The sequence below is a fragment of the Enterobacter sp. 186315 genome (assembly GCF_053290175.1).
This window is the reverse complement of the sequence record NZ_JBPTTK010000035.1, coordinates 1-16710: the sequence shown is the minus strand read 5'-3', so window position 1 is coordinate 16710 and position 16710 is coordinate 1. Positions and strand designations below refer to the sequence as shown.

Annotated in this window: 14 protein-coding genes; 6 read left to right on the top strand and 8 right to left on the bottom strand. The window is 49.3% G+C overall.

Translation table 11 applies throughout. The annotated features are described in order from the left end of the window. Window positions 1-104 precede the first annotated feature (104 nt). Window positions 105-836, top strand: a complete 732-nt coding sequence (locus ACSVHP_RS22265) for a peptidoglycan DD-metalloendopeptidase family protein (RefSeq protein WP_103793514.1) — start codon at window positions 105-107, stop codon at window positions 834-836. A 33-nt stretch (window positions 837-869) separates the two neighbouring features. Here the strand turns inward: ACSVHP_RS22265 and ACSVHP_RS22260 are convergent, their stop codons facing one another. The 7 genes from ACSVHP_RS22260 to silC form a co-directional block, all read right to left on the bottom strand. After that, window positions 870-1067, bottom strand: a complete 198-nt coding sequence (locus ACSVHP_RS22260) for a DUF2933 domain-containing protein (RefSeq protein WP_000843494.1) — start codon at window positions 1065-1067, stop codon at window positions 870-872. A gap of 40 nt (window positions 1068-1107) precedes the next feature. Beyond that, a complete protein-coding gene (gene silP, locus ACSVHP_RS22255; protein WP_141092988.1) occupies window positions 1108-3579 on the bottom strand; it encodes an Ag(+)-translocating P-type ATPase SilP in 2472 nt (823 codons plus the stop codon). Window positions 3580-3676: 97 nt separating this feature from the next. Next, a complete protein-coding gene (locus ACSVHP_RS22250) occupies window positions 3677-4117 on the bottom strand; it encodes a DUF411 domain-containing protein (protein WP_447552959.1) in 441 nt (146 codons plus the stop codon). 86 nt (window positions 4118-4203) lie between these two features. Next, on the bottom strand, window positions 4204-7350 hold the full coding sequence (silA, locus tag ACSVHP_RS22245; protein WP_103793516.1) for a Cu(+)/Ag(+) efflux RND transporter permease subunit SilA: 3147 nt from the start codon (window positions 7348-7350) through the stop codon (window positions 4204-4206). A 10-nt stretch (window positions 7351-7360) separates the two neighbouring features. Next, window positions 7361-8653, bottom strand: a complete 1293-nt coding sequence (gene silB, locus ACSVHP_RS22240; protein ID WP_042946269.1) for a Cu(+)/Ag(+) efflux RND transporter periplasmic adaptor subunit SilB — start codon at window positions 8651-8653, stop codon at window positions 7361-7363. A gap of 113 nt (window positions 8654-8766) precedes the next feature. After that, a complete protein-coding gene (cusF, locus tag ACSVHP_RS22235; RefSeq protein ID WP_001246153.1) occupies window positions 8767-9120 on the bottom strand; it encodes a cation efflux system protein CusF in 354 nt (117 codons plus the stop codon). Between the two features lie 28 nt (window positions 9121-9148). After that, a complete protein-coding gene (silC, locus tag ACSVHP_RS22230) occupies window positions 9149-10534 on the bottom strand; it encodes a Cu(+)/Ag(+) efflux RND transporter outer membrane channel SilC (protein ID WP_000475503.1) in 1386 nt (461 codons plus the stop codon). A gap of 189 nt (window positions 10535-10723) precedes the next feature. Here silC and silR point away from each other — a divergent pair, with 189 nt between their 5' ends. The 4 genes from silR (at window position 10724) to copM (ending at window position 14045) form a co-directional block, all read left to right on the top strand. Next, the gene (silR, locus tag ACSVHP_RS22225) at window positions 10724-11404 is read left to right on the top strand and encodes a copper/silver response regulator transcription factor SilR (protein ID WP_000697968.1); all 681 of its coding nucleotides are present in this window, start codon (window positions 10724-10726) and stop codon (window positions 11402-11404) included. Further along, window positions 11397-12872, top strand: coding sequence for a copper/silver sensor histidine kinase SilS (gene silS / locus ACSVHP_RS22220; RefSeq protein WP_007374412.1), 1476 nt, complete (start codon window positions 11397-11399; stop codon window positions 12870-12872). Before silR ends, silS begins: the two co-directional genes overlap by 8 nt. Window positions 12873-13117: 245 nt before the next feature. Further along, window positions 13118-13549, top strand: coding sequence for a silver-binding protein SilE (gene silE, locus ACSVHP_RS22215; RefSeq protein WP_007374411.1), 432 nt, complete (start codon window positions 13118-13120; stop codon window positions 13547-13549). A 145-nt stretch (window positions 13550-13694) separates the two neighbouring features. Next, entirely contained in the window at window positions 13695-14045 is a 351-nt protein-coding gene (copM, locus tag ACSVHP_RS22210) for a CopM family metallochaperone (protein WP_103793517.1), read from the top strand. Between the two features lie 407 nt (window positions 14046-14452). Here copM and ACSVHP_RS22205 read toward each other — a convergent pair whose 3' ends face one another. Next, window positions 14453-15361 carry an HNH endonuclease gene (locus ACSVHP_RS22205; RefSeq protein ID WP_007374408.1) on the bottom strand — a complete coding sequence of 303 codons (909 nt, stop codon included), beginning with the start codon at window positions 15359-15361 and terminating at the stop codon, window positions 14453-14455. An 818-nt stretch (window positions 15362-16179) separates the two neighbouring features. Between ACSVHP_RS22205 and ACSVHP_RS22200 the strand changes: the two genes are divergently transcribed. Then, window positions 16180-16500, top strand: a complete 321-nt coding sequence (locus ACSVHP_RS22200; protein WP_022652205.1) for a hypothetical protein — start codon at window positions 16180-16182, stop codon at window positions 16498-16500. Window positions 16501-16710 lie beyond the last annotated feature (210 nt).

The following is a 16710-nucleotide window of genomic DNA, read 5'->3' as shown; positions in this document are numbered from 1 at the left end:
GCACCACGCCTTCAGTAGCGGAGCAGGAAGGACATCTGATGGAAATGGAAGCCACGCAAGCACCTTAAAATCACCATCATACACTAAATCAGTAAGTTGGCAGCATTACCGATGTCGTAAAAGAAAATGCCTACCTTTCAGCCACCCGCTCGGGGCTGGAATCGAACGAGATCGCTACTCTTCAGCGCTCCTTGCCTTCCCGGTTTAATCTGCGGCATTTGAAAAAAAATGAATCATTAAAACTCGTACTGCAAAAGAAAGCGGGAAAATCACGTGTCGTGGCCTATAAATTTACGTCCGGTTCATTTAATTACACGGCGTATCGTATATCAGATAAAAAGTTCTATAACCTTTCCGATACTTCCGGGAAAGGCAGTCTCGATTATCCGTTACCGGCCACAGCAAGACTCAGTTCGCCTTTCAATCCTGCAAGACTTAACCCGGTATCGGGAAAAGTGAGTCCCCATAATGGCATTGATTATTCCATGCCCATGAACACGAAAATAGTCAGCGTCATCGACGGAAAAATCACCCGGGCCGAATACAACAGTACCATGGGATATTTTGTTGAAGTAACGGGAAAAGCCGGTGTTAAAACTCGCTATCTCCACCTCAATAAAATACTCGTTACTAAAGGGGCCAGGGTTACCCGGGGAGACGCTATTGCGTTATCCGGTAACAGCGGACGTTCATCCGGTCCTCATCTGCATTACGAGCTGGTCATCAATAACAACCCTGTTAACTCTCTGGCGTTCCGGGCAGCGGCACCCGCTGATAACAAACTCGAACAGCATGCCTTTGCGCATGTCAGAGACTACGAACGATACCTGGACTGATAACGGGACCGCGACGCGGCCCCGTCTGCCGGATTAATTTTTTTTATCGTTTTCACTTCCGTGATGTTGATGATCTCCATGCCCTCCGTGGCCGTGGAAAAGATGCATTAGCGGGCAGACCAGCAATAACAGATATGGCCAGTAACCTGCCACATGTGACCAGTGTTCGCGCAGGAGGGCAAATGCCGCGATCGCGGCGACAGCAATAAGCGCATAGGTGGTACTTTTCATACTGGACTCCTTCTGTTCGTAACTGACCCTTCACTCAGTGTTATTTCCCGAGCCTGACACTTTTCAGACGCAACGCATTCACAATGACGCTGACGGAGGAAAGAGCCATGGCCGCCGCCGCAATAACTGGCGACAGCAGTATTCCATACACAGGATAAAGCAGACCTGCAGCCACAGGCACGCCAAGTGCGTTGTAGATAAATGCAAAAAACAGATTCTGTCGGATATTTTTCATGGTGATCTCTGACAGATGACGGGCCCTGTTCAGTATCATCAAGTCGCCTTTGAGAAGGGTGACTCCGGCACTTTCAATTGCCACATCTGTACCCGTTCCCATAGCTATGCCCACGTCAGCCGCTGCCAGCGCCGGGGCATCATTTACACCGTCCCCCGCCATCGCAACCACATGACCAGACGCTTTCAGTCGGGTTATCACTGCTTTTTTGCCGTCAGGCAGAACCCCGGCTTCAACCTCATCTATTCCCAGTTTCCGTGCGACTGCTTCAGCAGTAAGCTGGTTATCCCCGGTGAGCATAACAATGCGGATCCCCGCCTGACGCAAAGCTTTAAGCGCATCCGGCGTGGTTGCTTTCACGGGATCCGAGATAGCTATCAGGCCTGCAAGGTACCCATCTGTGGCCACATAGATAACGGTAGCGCCTTCCATCCGCAACGTATCCGCAACGGCCTTTTGATTATCAATAACGATACTGTTTTCCTGCATAGCCAGTTCATTACCAATAACAACCCGTTGACCTTCAACATCGCCTGAAACACCTTTCCCCGACGGAGCATTGAAATCACTGACTGCGGGTATCATGATCCCCCTGTGCTGGGCTGCCCGGACTACAGCCATACCCAGCGGATGCTGCGAGCCTTTTTCCACTGCGGCCGCTACACGTAAAAGAGATGTTTCCCCACCCGGATTGAGACTGATAATCCCTGTCACCGTAGGCGAACCTTCCGTGAGCGTGCCTGTTTTGTCGACAACCAGCGTGTCCACTTTTTCAAGACGTTCAAGGGCTTCGGCATTCCTGATTAACACCCCGGCCTGGGCTCCTTTGCCTACCCCCACCATTATCGACATCGGTGTGGCCAGCCCCAGTGCGCAGGGGCAGGCAATAATCAGGACCGACACAGCCGCAATCAGACCGTGCGCCATCCTGGGCTCGGGCCCCCAGACAGACCAGATCACGAAAGCAACAACCGCGATAAGTATCACCAGAGGAACAAACCAGCCTGAAACGCTGTCAGCCATTCTCTGGATGGGGGCACGCGAACGCTGTGCATCAGCGACCATTTGAACAATTCGTGAGAGCATCGTTTCATCACCGACTTTCTCTGCACGGATGATAAGACTACCTGTCTGATTAATCGTCCCCCCAATGACAGGGTCACCCTTCGTTTTGGTAACCGGCATAGACTCCCCGGTCACCATCGATTCATCAACGGTTGTTTTGCCTTCGATCACGATACCGTCGACCGGAATACTCTCTCCAGGTCTGATGCGGAGCTTATCGCCAGGCAGGACATCTTCCGCATTAATATCCGTTTCATGACCGTCATGATCCAGCCGTCTGGCGGTTTTGGGGGCAAGGTTCAGAAGCGCAGTAATGGCGCCTGAGGTTTGTTCCCGTGCCCGCAGCTCAAGAACCTGTCCCAGCAGAACAAGCACCGTAATAACTGCTGCGGCTTCAAAATAAACGGCCACCAGGCCATCCATGTTTCTGAACGATGCAGGAAACCAGGAGGGGAAGACGGTTGCAATGACGCTGTAAACCCAGGCTACGCCGGTCCCCATTGCAACAAGGGTAAACATATTCAGGGAGCGGTTACGTAACGACATTACGGCCCGGGCGAAGAATGGCCAGCCACACCACAACACGACAGGGGAGGCCAGAAGCAGCTGCAGCCATGTGTTGTACTGTGGCGGTACTGTATTCCTCAAGTCGGGAAACAGATGAGATCCCATTTCGAGTACCAGAACCGGAAACGCCAGCAACAACCCCAGCCAGAAGCGTCTTGTCATGTCGCGAAGTTCATCACTCGTCCCCGTGGATGCCGTAGCTACGAGCGGCTCCAGTGCCATTCCACAGACAGGACAGCTTCCGGGACCACTACGGCGTATCTCCGGATGCATCGGACATGTCCACACACCTTCAGAAATCTCTTTCTCCGCCTGGCGGTGAGACTGTTTTATCTTATCAGGGCTGACTTCATGGTGGTCGTGGTGATGGTGATGTTCACTGGCATCTTCGGTAAAATAATGATCGGGATGGGCTTTAAATTTGCTCTCACAGCTGGCGGAGCAGAAATAAAGCTGATGGTCCTGGTATCGAATGCTGCTGTGCGCCTTGTCAGGCAGGATGACCATCCCGCACACGGGATCTCTCACCTTATGCAATGCGTGACTCTCGTCCGGGGATGATGTCTGCTCAGAAGCAGTCTGGTTGTTATGTTCCACTGCATTGTCATTTTTCACAGTAACTCTCCTTATGCATATCTGAAGCATTTTCTGTCTTCAGGATATGTCATGGATGCGATTACCACGAATGCCGCCGGCATAAGAGTGCCTGCTGCCGGCGTCCCGTTATCAGCCGTTCCGCTGACTATTCGATTCGCTGGAAGACTTTTTTACTGCCCTCCGGTGAGAATGCGATAACATCGTAAGCCTCTTTTCGGGCCCCCATCTCCATTCCCGGACTTCCTGCTGGCATACCGGGGGTGGCGAGACCGTATATACCCGAACCAGGCTGCATGGCCTTATGTATCGTTGCCGCAGGCACATGGCCTTCAATGATCAAATTACCTACAACCGCGGTATGACAACTTCGTAGTCCAGCAGGAACAGCATGCTTTTCTTTCAGGGCTGACAGCGCCTGATCATTCATGACGTGAGTTCGCACTTCGAACCCGTCTTTTTCCATCGCTTTGCCCCACAGGGAACAACAGCCACAGTTTTCAGATTTGTACATATCAATGACTTTTTCACTCGCCATTGCAGGCAGTGACAGGCCGAGAGCCAGGGCCATTAGAACCACTTTTTTCATACTCACCTCTGTATATTATCGATATAAACCCTGACGTCAGGGTGAATCAGTGCAGAAGGACGCCCACTGGGGGCGCCCTTTCAGGGTTATGACACGCTTTTTTTATGTCTGCGCAGCCAGATTAATTTGTAGGCGGCAGGAATAATGAACAGGGACAGCAGCGGAGCCGTGATCATCCCACCAATCATTGGCGCAGCAATACGGCTCATGACTTCTGAACCTGCGCCGGTTCCCCAGAGTATTGGCAGCAGACCCGCAATGATCACCGCCACGGTCATGGCTTTCGGCCGGACACGCAGTACGGCACCATGATAGAGGGCTTCATCAAGACCTTCCGGTGTGAACGTCTCTTTACGGGACAATTCCGGGTGCGCTTCAATGGCATGACGCAGATACATCAGCATGACCACGCCAAACTCTGCTGCCACCCCGGCCAGGGCGATAAACCCGGTTCCGGTCGCCACTGACATATGGAAGCCCTGCCAGTACAGGAACCATATTCCGCCAACCAGGGCGAACGGCAGGCTCATCAGGATCAGCAGGGCTTCGTCAACCCGGCGGAATGCCAGATACAACAGGATGAAAATGATCATCACCGTCATCGGCACCATCAGCTTCAGTTTCTTGTTGGCATGCTCAAGCAGTTCAAACTGTCCGGAGAATGCCACACTGGTTCCCGGTCTCAGTTTCACTTTCTCGCTGATGGCCGTCTTAATGTCGTTAACCACCGACACCATGTCCCTGCCGCGGGCATCAACATAAATCCAGCTGGCTGGCCGGGCATTTTCGGTTTTCAGCATGGTTGGTCCAGAAACGACTTTAATATCCGCGACATCGCCCAGTGTGATCTGCTGCTTCATCGGGGTCAGGATCGGCATCTGTTTCAGCGCCTGCGGACTGTTGCGGTAATCCTGTGGGTAACGAATGTTAATAGGGTACCGGGCCACGCCTTCCACCGTTTCCCCTACCGTCGCACCGCCGATGGCTGATGAGACGAACAGCTGGACATCACCTACTGTCATCCCGTACCGGGAAGCTTTTTCCCGGTTAATGTCCACATCAATGTAACGTCCACCTTCCAGTCGCTCAGCCAGGACAGACACCACACCCGGTACCGTTTTGGTTACCGCCTCGATACTCTGCGCCGTCGCGTCGATATCGGACAGAACAGTCCCGGACACTTTGATACCTATCGGGCTTTTGATCCCGGTTGAGAGCATATCAATACGGTTACGGATAGGCGGCACCCAGAGGTTTGCCAGACCCGGTAAACGGACTGTCCTGTCGAGTTCATCAATAATCTTGTCAATTGTCATGCCGGGACGCCACTGATCCTCAGGTTTGAGCTGGATCGTGGTTTCCACCATTTCGAGCGGCGCGGAATCCGTTGCGGTCTCTGCTTTACCGGTCTTGCCAAATACAGAAGCCACTTCAGGAACGCTTTTGATTAACTTGTCTGTTGTCTGCAGGAGCGCTGCAGCTTCTGCCGGAGAGACGCCAGGCAAGGTCGACGGCATATACAGCAGATCGCCCTCGTTAATCTTCGGCAGAAATTCACCGCCCACCTGACTCAGTGGCCAGATAACCGTGAAAATGGACAAGGCCGCAACCAGCAGGGTTGTTTTTGGCCAGTGGAGGACCCGCAGCAGCAAAGGATGATACGCTTTGATCAGCACCCGGTTCAGGGGGTTACTTGTCTCGGCAGGAATTTTCCCCCGGATCCAGAATCCCATCAGAATAGGAATGACGATGATGGCCAGTGCGGCCGCTCCCGCCATGGAGTACGTTTTCGTGAATGCCAGCGGGCCAAACAGACGACCTTCCTGCCCTTCCAGGGTAAAGATAGGAATAAAGGACAGGGTGATGATCAGCAGGCTAATGAACAACGCGGGTCCCACTTCCACGGAGGCGTCGGTAATCACCTTCCAGCGGGTGGCGTTGTCAATCTGCTCACCCGGATGCTGATGATCCCACTCCTCAAGCCGTTTGTGCGCATTTTCAATCATCACAATGGCGGCATCCACCATCGCACCGACGGCAATCGCTATCCCTCCCAGCGACATGATATTGGCGTTCAGTCCCTGGAAGTGCATGACGATAAAGGCGATACACAGGCCAAGCGGCAGAGAGATAATCGCCACCAGGGCAGAACGTACGTGCCACAGGAACAGAGCACAGACGATGGCCACCACGATAAACTCTTCCAGAAGTTTGGAACTGAGGTTATCAATCGCCCGGTCGATTAACTGGCTGCGATCGTAGGTGGTCACGATTTCAACGCCTTCCGGCAGGCTGGCCTTCAGCGTCTCCAGTTTATCCCTCACTGCCGTGATAACGTCGCGCGCATTTTTACCCGACCGCAGGATCACCACGCCGCCAGCGACTTCTCCCTGGCCGTTCAGCTCGGCAATACCACGCCTCATTTCGGGCCCGGTCTGCACGCGGGCAACATCCCGCAGATAAACCGGCACGCCGTTCTCACCTGTTTTCAGGACGATGTTATTAAAATCATCAATGCTCTGAAGATAACCGCTGGCACGGACCATATACTCCGCTTCGGCCATTTCAACGGATGAGCCACCGGCCTCCTGGTTAGACGATTCAAGTGCCTGTTTCACTTCGGGCAGGCTGATACCGTACTGGGACAGTTTTACCGGATTGACCTGAATCTGGTACTGTTTCACCACGCCGCCAACCGAAGCGACCTCAGCCACGTTCGGGATGGTTTTCAGCTCAAATTTCAGGAACCAGTCCTGCAGAGAGCGCAGTTCTGAAAGGTCGTGTTTTCCGTTGCGATCGACAAGGGCATATTCAAATATCCAGCCCACTCCCGTGGCGTCCGGGCCGATTTCAGAGCTCACACCCGCAGGCAGTTTGCCCTGAACCTGATTCAGGTATTCCAGCACGCGCGAACGGGCCCAGTACAGATCGGTGCCGTCTTCAAAAATGACATACACATACGAATCACCGAACTGTGAAAAGCCACGCACGGTTTTTGCGCCAGGTACGGACAGCATGGTGGTGGTAAGCGGATAGGTGACCTGGTTTTCTACAATCTGCGGGGCCTGTCCGGGATAGCTGGTTTTAATAATGACCTGCACATCTGACAGGTCAGGCAGCGCATCGACCGGCGTGTTAATTATCGTCCATGTGCCCCAGATGCTGAGAAACAGTGCGCCCATCATGACCAGGAAACGGTTGGCGACAGAGCGCCGGATAATCCATTCAATCATCGTCGTCTCCTCAGTGCCCTGAATGCATATTTACAGGCTGCTCAGACATTGCTGGCATACTGTTTTCTGTTTTTTCAGGGTGGCGCATACGTTCCAGCGCGCCCGTAATATTGGCTTCGGAGTCAATGAGGAACAGGCCACTGACCACCACGGTATCGCCTTCATTCAGGCCGGAGCCAATGCCGGACTGTTGCTGTGATTCATGCAGAACGTGGATCTGTTTCGGCACAAACTTGCCTTCATCATCAACAGTAATCACGCGCTGTTCTTTGCCGGTATCGATAACGGCCTGGCTTGGTATCAGCAGCATCTCCTGGCTCCTGGTATTCAGTTTCAGATAGGCATTCATGCCCGGCTTGAGAAACTCATCCTTATTAGAAACCTGGAGACGGACCTGAAGCGTACGGGTTGTCTGATCCACGCTGGGAAGAATGTTCCATTTTTCGACATGGAATGTTTTATCCGGATAAGCCGGTACCGAAATTTCAAACTGCGACGTATCTTTCAGCAGATATGCGATAGATTCTGGCACTGCAGCGCTGATCCAGACCGGGTCCATCCCCTGAATCTGAGCCACTACTTTATCTTTCGAAATATTCATTCCGGTGCGCAGGTCAAACGCAGTAATGACACCATCAATAGGTGCTTTAATGGTAAAACGGGTCTGGATTGTGCGGGTTGAACGCAGCCTTTGAATATCCTCTTCCGGCATACCAGCCAGACGAAGTCGCTCCAGAACCCCTTTTATCTGGGTTGACGTACCGCCTGTACCGGATAACAGCAGGAACTCACTTTGTGCCTCAACCCATTCAGGAATGGTGATATCGATAAGCGGAGTGCCTTTCTTCACATGATCGCCAATCGTCAGGGGATACACTTTTTCGACGAAACCGTCAGAGCGCGCCTGCACAATGACAAACTGATACTCGTTGTAACTGACATTAGCCGGGATTGTCTGAGAATAATTCAGCATTCCTCGCGTGACTTTTTGCGTTTTTAATCCCAGATTCTGAACCTGCGTTGGATCGATACGGATCCCGCCACTGCTTTTATCGCCGCTTTCATCAGCATATTTTGGCACCAGGTCCATATCCATAAAGGGAGATTTTCCGGGTTTATCAAATTTGGTATCCGGTTTCATCGGGTCATACCAGAAAAGTACCTTTCGCTCCGGTGCCTTTTGTTCGGTTTGTACTGTTTTTTGTGATGAGTTTACATACTGCCAGGCAGTAACCGATATCAGCCCTCCTGCTATGAGGCTGCTGATAATTATTGCAGCATATTTTATCTTTAAAGAAGCCATACAATTTCTCGCTGAAAAATCAAAACACCTGGCATATGCGCCCGATCATTCATTCACAGTAATCCCTTAATGAATGTTCAGGCGCACTGGATGTATTCGCTCCGGACTGATAATCAGGATTGCGTAACGTTAATGCTTTTGAGTAAGGAGATATTGCCCTGCTGAATAAACGAGAAATCGACATGGTTGCCGGTTTTCAGGGCATTGATAGCGTCGTCTGCATTAACAAAAGTGAAGCGCATGGTCATTGCAGGCCAGCCCACAGCAGGGATTGCTTCGTGCGAAATGGTAATCTTTTTACTATTCATATCAATGTCTTTAACGACACCGGTGCCCTTGATAACCTGCTGTACCGAAGCATCACTGGCAGCATTCATATCGCCATGCTGATGTGTTTCAGCATGAAGACCGGCAGAAAACATGACAGAGAAGGCACCAAATAAAACGGCTTTAAGTGAATTACGCATTTTTAATTTCCTGATTAATTAAATAAATTTACTCTACCCAACCGCCACCCAGCGCGGTAAACAGATTAATTTCGTTAACCTGTCGGGAATAGGTAAGATCGAGAATGGTTTGCTGCGTAGCGAAGAGGGAACGTTCTGCATCCAGCACTTCGATGTAACTGACAGCACCACTTGCATATAATCCTCTGGCACGCTGGAGAGTTATCTGAAGTGAATCAAGATAACGCTGCTGTGACTCAAGTTGCTGGCTAAGGCTGTCGCGCAGCGCAAGCGTGTCGGAAACATCCTTAAAGGCTGACTGAATTTTTTGTTCGTAATTAACCACCGATTGTTGCTGGCGAATTTCAGCCAGCTTCAGATTGGCTTTATTCCTGCCAGCATTAAAAATAGGAATTTCAATTTTAGGGATAAAATTCCACATTCCACTTCCTGACGTAAACAGGCTGGACAGCTCCGTACTGCTTGCGGAAAGACCACTGGTCAGGGTAATGGAGGGGAAAAAGGCCGCTCGCGCTGCGCCAATATTGGCATCAGCCGCTTTCAGCTGATATTCCGCTTCCATAATATCCGGTCGCTGCAGCAAAATTTGTGAAGATAGATTTGGTGGCAATTTTACTGGTGCGATCTCCCCGCCTTTCATCCCTTTTTCTGACGGAAGTGCGCGGTACGTTCCCAGCACCAGTTGCAGGGCATTGTTTGCCTGAGCCAGATCGCCTTCTCGTTTGGCTATTTCGGCGCGGGTACTTTCGATTTGTCCTCTCGCCTGTTCAAGTGCCAGAACGTTCGTACTCCCGGTCACGAGCTGTTGCTCAACGAAAGCATAGGACTGTTCATAATTTTTCAGCGTTTCCCGCGCAATACGGAGTTGTTCGTACGCCAGTTGCTGGCTGAAATAGCTCTGTGAAACGTTGGAGACCAGCAGGATGTGTACGGCCCGACGGGCTTCTTCGCTGGCAAAGTAGTTCTGGCGGTCAGCATCACTCATGTTCTTAAGTTTGCCGAAAAAATCGAGCTCATAGCTGAGCTCCAGTCTCGCGTCGTACTCCTGTGTGGTCGGCTTGTCACCTTTCAGACCACCGCTGTATGTTATCCCGGATGAGGCATTCAGCTGGGGATAACGATCTGCATCCGTGACGTTGAACTGGGCTCGGGCCTCTTCAACCTTCAGGGCAGCCATTCTCAAATCACGGTTATTAGTCAGAGCTTCACCGATCAACCGGGTAACCTGGGGATCGACAAAAAAGTTACGCCAGCCCGTATCCTGATAGCCATTTACCGCTGGCGTCAGGCTGTTATGGGACAGTGAAAACTGCTGGGGTACCGGTGCTGCGGGCCGCTGATATTCAGGCGCAAGCGACACGCAGCCTGCCAGGATGAATATCGTGCTAATGCTGAGTAATTTTAATTTGAACATAACGCTTCTCGTCCAGGCAGACCTGGTAAATGGTTCAAATGAAGTCCAGAGTATTGATAGGGGTACTTTACCTAACGCTCTCTGTTTGCCGAGTGACAGGATAATGACAATGTTGTCATTTTTGCTGTAATCCGTTGATAACGATCGTGGGCGCAATAGAATGACATTAGCAGCCAGCCGGGGAGCAAGATGAAAATATTGATCGTCGAAGACGAAATTAAAACAGGTGAATATCTCAGCAAAGGGCTTACAGAGGCAGGGTTCGTAGTGGATCACGCTGATAATGGTCTTACCGGATATCATCTCGCCATGACAGCCGAGTATGATTTAGTCATTCTGGATATCATGCTACCTGATGTGAACGGCTGGGATATCATCCGCATGCTGCGCACTGCCGGAAAGGGTATGCCGGTCTTACTGCTGACAGCCCTCGGCACGATCGAACATAGGGTCAAAGGACTGGAACTGGGTGCGGACGATTATCTGGTTAAACCCTTTGCGTTTGCCGAACTGCTCGCCCGGGTGAGAACCCTTCTGAGGCGGGGAAACACGATGATCACGGAAAGCCAGTTTAAGGTGGCTGACCTCTCGATTGATCTCGTATCCAGAAAAGTCAGTCGCGCCGGAAACCGCATTGTGCTCACCAGTAAAGAGTTCAGCCTGCTGGAATTTTTCATTCGCCATCAGGGAGAGGTTCTTCCCCGCTCCCTGATTGCCTCTCAGGTCTGGGACATGAATTTTGACAGCGACACTAATGCGATCGATGTCGCAGTAAAGCGACTCCGCGCTAAAATAGACAACGATTACGAGACAAAGCTGATCCAGACAGTCCGGGGCGTGGGCTACATGCTGGAGGTCCCGGATGCATAGCAAACCTTCCAGACGCCCTTTCTCACTCGCTCTGCGGCTGACCTTTTTTATCAGCCTGTCCACGATACTGGCTTTTATCGCCTTCACCTGGTTTATGCTGCATTCTGTTGAAAATCATTTTGCCGAGCAGGATGTCAGCGATCTTCAACAAATCAGCACCACACTGAACCGTATACTGCAGTCCCCGGTGGATCCGGATGATAAAAAAATAAGCAAAATAAAGGAATCAATTGCCAGCTACCGCAACGTTGCCCTTTTGCTCCTCAATCCCAGGGGTGAAGTGCTCTTTAGCTCAGCTCAGGGGGCGGCACTACGCCCGGCAGTGAATTCAGCAGATTTTAGCGAGCACAGCCGCGCACGGGATGTCTTTCTCTGGACGGTGGAGGATCCTGCGGGACCGATGGATACCGGGTCCGAAATGAAGATGGAAACATACAGGATTATCGCCTCCTCTGGTCAGGCGATATTTCAGGGCAAACAGCAGAACTATGTCATGCTGACTGGCCTATCCATTAATTTCCATCTCCATTACCTCGATGCGCTGAAAAAGAACCTGATTGCGATTGCCGTCGTGATAAGCCTGTTGATTGTTCTGATCATTCGAATCGCTGTCCGTCAGGGGCACCTGCCCCTTCGTAATGTCAGCAATGCCATTAAAAACATCACCTCCGAGAATCTTGATGCGCGACTGGAACCGACACGCGTTCCCATTGAGCTGGAGCAACTGGTTATCTCGTTCAATCATATGATTGGAAAGATTGAGGATGTCTTTACCCGCCAGGCCAATTTCTCTGCCGATATCGCGCATGAGATCAGAACGCCCATCACCAATCTGGTGACGCAGACTGAAATCGCACTGAGTCAGGATCGAACCCAGAGGGAACTTGAGGATGTCCTCTATTCCAGTCTTGAAGAGTATAACCGGATGACCAAAATGGTCAGCGATATGCTGTTCCTGGCACAGGCAGATAATAATCAGCTGATACCTGACAGGGTCATGTTTGACCTCAGAGCGGAAGTCATGAAAGTCTTCGAGTTTTTCGAAGCCTGGGCCGAAGAACGCAATATCACGCTCAAATTTAACGGGATGCCCTGCCTGGTTGAGGGAGATCCACAAATGTTCAGAAGGGCGATCAATAATCTGTTATCCAATGCCCTGCGTTATACCCCGGAGGGACAGGCAATCACCGTCTCAATAAGAGAGCAGGAGAGCTTTTTTGACCTTGTGATTGAAAATCCGGGGAAACCAATCCCTGAAGAGCATTTATCAAGGCTGTTTGACCGTTTTTATCGGGTAGATCCGTCCAGACAAAGAAAAGGAGAAGGCAGCGGCATCGGCCTTGCGATTGTGAAGTCCATCGTGGAAGCACATCACGGAAGAGTGCAGGTGGAATCGGACGTACGTTCAACTCGTTTTATCCTATCCGTGCCCAGACTGGAGAAAATGATTCCGGAAACCCAGTACTGAGAATAAAGATTTAAATGACAAAGATGTCATTAGCCTGTCATGCAGCAAACAGAAGCCATTCGATATAATTAGTGCAACTTATCAGGAAGGCATTATTACTTCATCCATACACGGCATCAGCACAAGCCAGGAGTTGTATTAAAGCCTCATCCCGGCGGAATAAGGTCTGTAGAGTTGTCAGTTGTACTACTGAGGACACAGATCGAAATTCACGGACATCACTAATTCAGAAATGGAGAGTTACCATGAAAAATATCGTCTTAGCATCAGTGTTAGGTTTGAGCTTAATTTCTACGGCCTGGGCCACTGAAACTGTAAATATCCATGAGCGTGTCAATAATGCTCAGGCTCCGGCCCATCAGATGCAGTCTTCTTCAACTCCAGCCGCCATCCAGGGGGCAGCTCCACGGATGGCCGGTATGGATCAGCATGAACAGGCTATTATTGTTCATGAAACCATGAACAATGGTTCAGCAGATGCACATAAAAAAATGGCGGAAAGTCATCAGAAGATGATGGGAACTGGCACCGTTAACGCTTCCCGTCCGGCGACTTCGTTTGCGGCGATGAATGAACATGAAAGAGCAGCTGTTGCCCATGAATTTACGAATAACGGTCAGTCCGGCCCCCATCAGGCTATGGCTGATGCACACCGCCGCATGATCAATGCGGGCTGATGACAACTGAAGTTTCCGTGCGGTTACCCTTTCCTTGATAGATTGTCCCTTATACGGATATGTTGTTATTTTTTGCCCCCTTCAGGGGGCTTTTTTGTCTGACTCAGCTAAACTTATCCGGTAACCATCTGAAAGGGTTTATTATATGAAAATCACAAATTCGCTTTTTGTTATACTGATGTTTTCCCTGCCAGCGATTTCCGCAGAACATTCAGAAATGAAAATGTCAGATATATCCTCATCGGCATCGTCACAGGAATATATGTCCGGCATGAAAGGTATGCATGACAAAATGATGGCCGCTGTAAAAGAGTCCGATCCCGACAAGGCTTTTGCGAAAGGCATGGTAGCACACCATGAAGGGGCAATAGCAATGGCTGAGACCGAGCTAAAATACGGAAAAGATCCGGAAATGAGAAAGCTCGCGCAGGACATCATTAAAGCTCAAAAAGGTGAAATTGAGCAGATGAATAAATGGCTTGGTAATCAAAAATAATGATTGCGGAAATAATATATTGCGCGTACAGTCAGAGTGTTCCCGGGCACGGGAACCTGTTAATCGTTAATTAATCAAAACCCGATTCATTTCGGGTTTTTCCTTTTACCCCCCCCAACGCATGCACTGCACCGAGTGAAATTCACCTGAGCCAATTCTGCTTGCTTATTATTTCGATGGGAATTGCTGATTTTAATTAAGTCTATGTTTTAAAGGTGTTTCTCATGCCTGGGTTTGGCAGGGGTTCGTCCTGTTCTCTGGTCATGCGCAATGGCAATTCGCAGTCAGGGCTCAAGACTACTTTTACCTCTTTTTTAACAGAAAGTTTCTGGACCCGATACTTGCCGGAAACATCATCTGCTGTTCATCCCGACCAATAAAACGAAGGTATCACTCTCGTTTGAATCTCACTTACTTTCCATTTTGTAATAAAGAATCAAGTTTTCCAGTGATATATCAATACCAACTTTTTTTAATAACCTTTTTCGCGCAGTGTATATTTCTTTCAGCATATCTTCATAACCCTGACCAAGGTGAATTTGTTTATGGCAATTGCAACACAGAGATATGATATTTTCTTCAACATCAAGAGATGTGTCAAAAGCATCTTGCCTGGACATAGGTACAATGTGATGAGGTTCTGTGTAATTTAAGGATGAATTTCGCCTTCTGAATGTTGGGTGGTCACTATCGACTTCACATCTGTAACCTGCTTTATTCAGCGCATTTTGGGATACGCCTTTACTCCTGGGATACGAGAGGCCATTTTTTACTTCTATTGCATTTTTCTTTGGTTTGGCTTCCCCTGTATATTCAAACGTCTGAACGTTGTCAAAGATATTACTTTTCTCTATGGCATTGATCAACTCATCGTCAGAGTAATACTCACTGCTGGCCATTTCTGTTGTACCAAAAAAATCCAGTTCGTTAATTGCCTGAACAAGTTCCTCACGAATTGTCCATAAGTTTCTTTTGGGTTTTCCGCCGATTTCTTTACTCTTCATTACGGTAATGAATTTTGTACCGGATGCGATATTTCCGACACCTTTAACCTCGAATCTACCAAGTTCTTTTTGAACTCTGCCACCCAGTCCGTTTATGACTCCATTAGCACTCATGCTGTGCAGGTCGTACTTCTTACCAATATCGAAGCATGTGCAGGAATGATTTGGCTCAATAAACCATTTTTTTAACGCTGCAATACTTTTTGTGTCAAAAACTTTATCATTTGTTAATAAAGTTTTCCATTCTTCCACACTGATATCAATGTCACAGACATACTCTCCATCAATCACTTCGCATATTTTTTTAATCACATTCATTCCCCTGTTATACAGATAGTCATAATGAAAATATAAAGCTCGCTAACCGGTATGGTTGCGTAAGGACCGTAGTCTCTCAGAGACCGTGCTTTCTTTTTTTTCAGGCCTGGACACTAAAGGGTCTGTTGCACCCCGAAAAAATTTGTTGCGGGGATTGCTCATTGAGATGAGCCTCTGCTCGATCATACCAGATCAGCAGGCTGCCCCCAATGCTATGGCTTCTTAGTTTGGCCATTATCCGGCCTTCCTCACGACCAATAAAATAGAGACATTACCCGTGACGCTGCCACCGTCTCAGCCCGGAACGATCAGTGAGCGCTTCTGATGACCTTCGGTTTTTTTAACGAAGCGGGTGGGATACGGTTTGTTGCTGAAATCTTAATAATAACCAACAACTGATGCTAATTTCGCACTTTTAACATATATGAATATAAATGTTATGAATAATTGCATTTACAGGAAATATCATGCGTTTTGTCATCCGGGATCCGAAAAAAGGCAGTCCCGGATCACGGCGATTTTCTGCGCATATTTTTGAAAAAAAGATTAAATATGTGCTATATTATAATAAGTTAGTAACACTCCTCCCTCCCAATTCCTGACCCGCCTGTCGGGGCTGTACTGATACAGCTTTCCTTCTCGCTTCCGGAAACCCTGCTATTATCGATTTTTCGGAATTTCGGGATTGGTGCATCCGGTAATTGCGGGATGGTACTGTTATCTTGCTAATCATTTTAGGCGGACAATGGAATGTTACGCAGATGATGATAAATACAGTAATTAGTAGAAAGCTTACGATAAGGAAATCAATTATGAGTAACACAACGACATACATCAATCAGGGCAACAGCGTTTCACCTTCTTCAATTCTGGAAATGCTTTCAGGTTATGGCTGCCAGAAAGTATGGCTATACCGTACGATAAATACGCAGGGGGAAACTCTTCTTGTGCTTCTCGATGAGGAGAATGGGATATACGAGGAAATGGCCAGCCGCCTCGATGCTCCGGATATGAAAGAGTGGGCCTTTCAGTATTCTGACGGCGGTTATAAATCCCGTACGCTTCCTGAAGGAGCGTTTGAGCTCGATTTGAGCTGCCCTGATGAAGCGGCATGGTATATGGATCTTTTATAGCAGCAGGCCGTAAGGAAAGCTGTGAACAGGCGGGATTTCTCATTTAGAGGACCACACAGAGAGGTGCAGGTGTTATGGGAAGCGTGAAAGACCAGTTGCTGGATATTGAAGCTGAACGATTTGATAAATGGCTTGAGGAGAATCATTGTTGTGGTTGAAGTGGTTTACTGAATTTGGCCACCTGAACAGAGGTGATATGCTCACCTCAGA

Bases quoted from the DNA above. Each gene is read 5' to 3' on its own strand.
- ACSVHP_RS22260 (WP_000843494.1), bottom strand. From the start codon at position 1,067: ATGAAAAGTACCACCTATGCGCTTATTGCTGTCGCCGCGATCGCGGCA.
- silP (WP_141092988.1), bottom strand. From the start codon at position 3,579: ATGCTTCAGATATGCATAAGGAGAGTTACTGTGAAAAATGACAATGCA.
- ACSVHP_RS22250 (WP_447552959.1), bottom strand. From the start codon at position 4,117: ATGAAAAAAGTGGTTCTAATGGCCCTGGCTCTCGGCCTGTCACTGCCT.
- silA (WP_103793516.1), bottom strand. From the start codon at position 7,350: ATGATTGAATGGATTATCCGGCGCTCTGTCGCCAACCGTTTCCTGGTC.
- silB (WP_042946269.1), bottom strand. From the start codon at position 8,653: ATGGCTTCTTTAAAGATAAAATATGCTGCAATAATTATCAGCAGCCTC.
- cusF (WP_001246153.1), bottom strand. From the start codon at position 9,120: ATGCGTAATTCACTTAAAGCCGTTTTATTTGGTGCCTTCTCTGTCATG.
- silC (WP_000475503.1), bottom strand. From the start codon at position 10,534: ATGTTCAAATTAAAATTACTCAGCATTAGCACGATATTCATCCTGGCA.
- silR (WP_000697968.1), top strand. From the start codon at position 10,724: ATGAAAATATTGATCGTCGAAGACGAAATTAAAACAGGTGAATATCTC.
- silS (WP_007374412.1), top strand. From the start codon at position 11,397: ATGCATAGCAAACCTTCCAGACGCCCTTTCTCACTCGCTCTGCGGCTG.
- silE (WP_007374411.1), top strand. From the start codon at position 13,118: ATGAAAAATATCGTCTTAGCATCAGTGTTAGGTTTGAGCTTAATTTCT.
- copM (WP_103793517.1), top strand. From the start codon at position 13,695: ATGAAAATCACAAATTCGCTTTTTGTTATACTGATGTTTTCCCTGCCA.
- ACSVHP_RS22200 (WP_022652205.1), top strand. From the start codon at position 16,180: ATGAGTAACACAACGACATACATCAATCAGGGCAACAGCGTTTCACCT.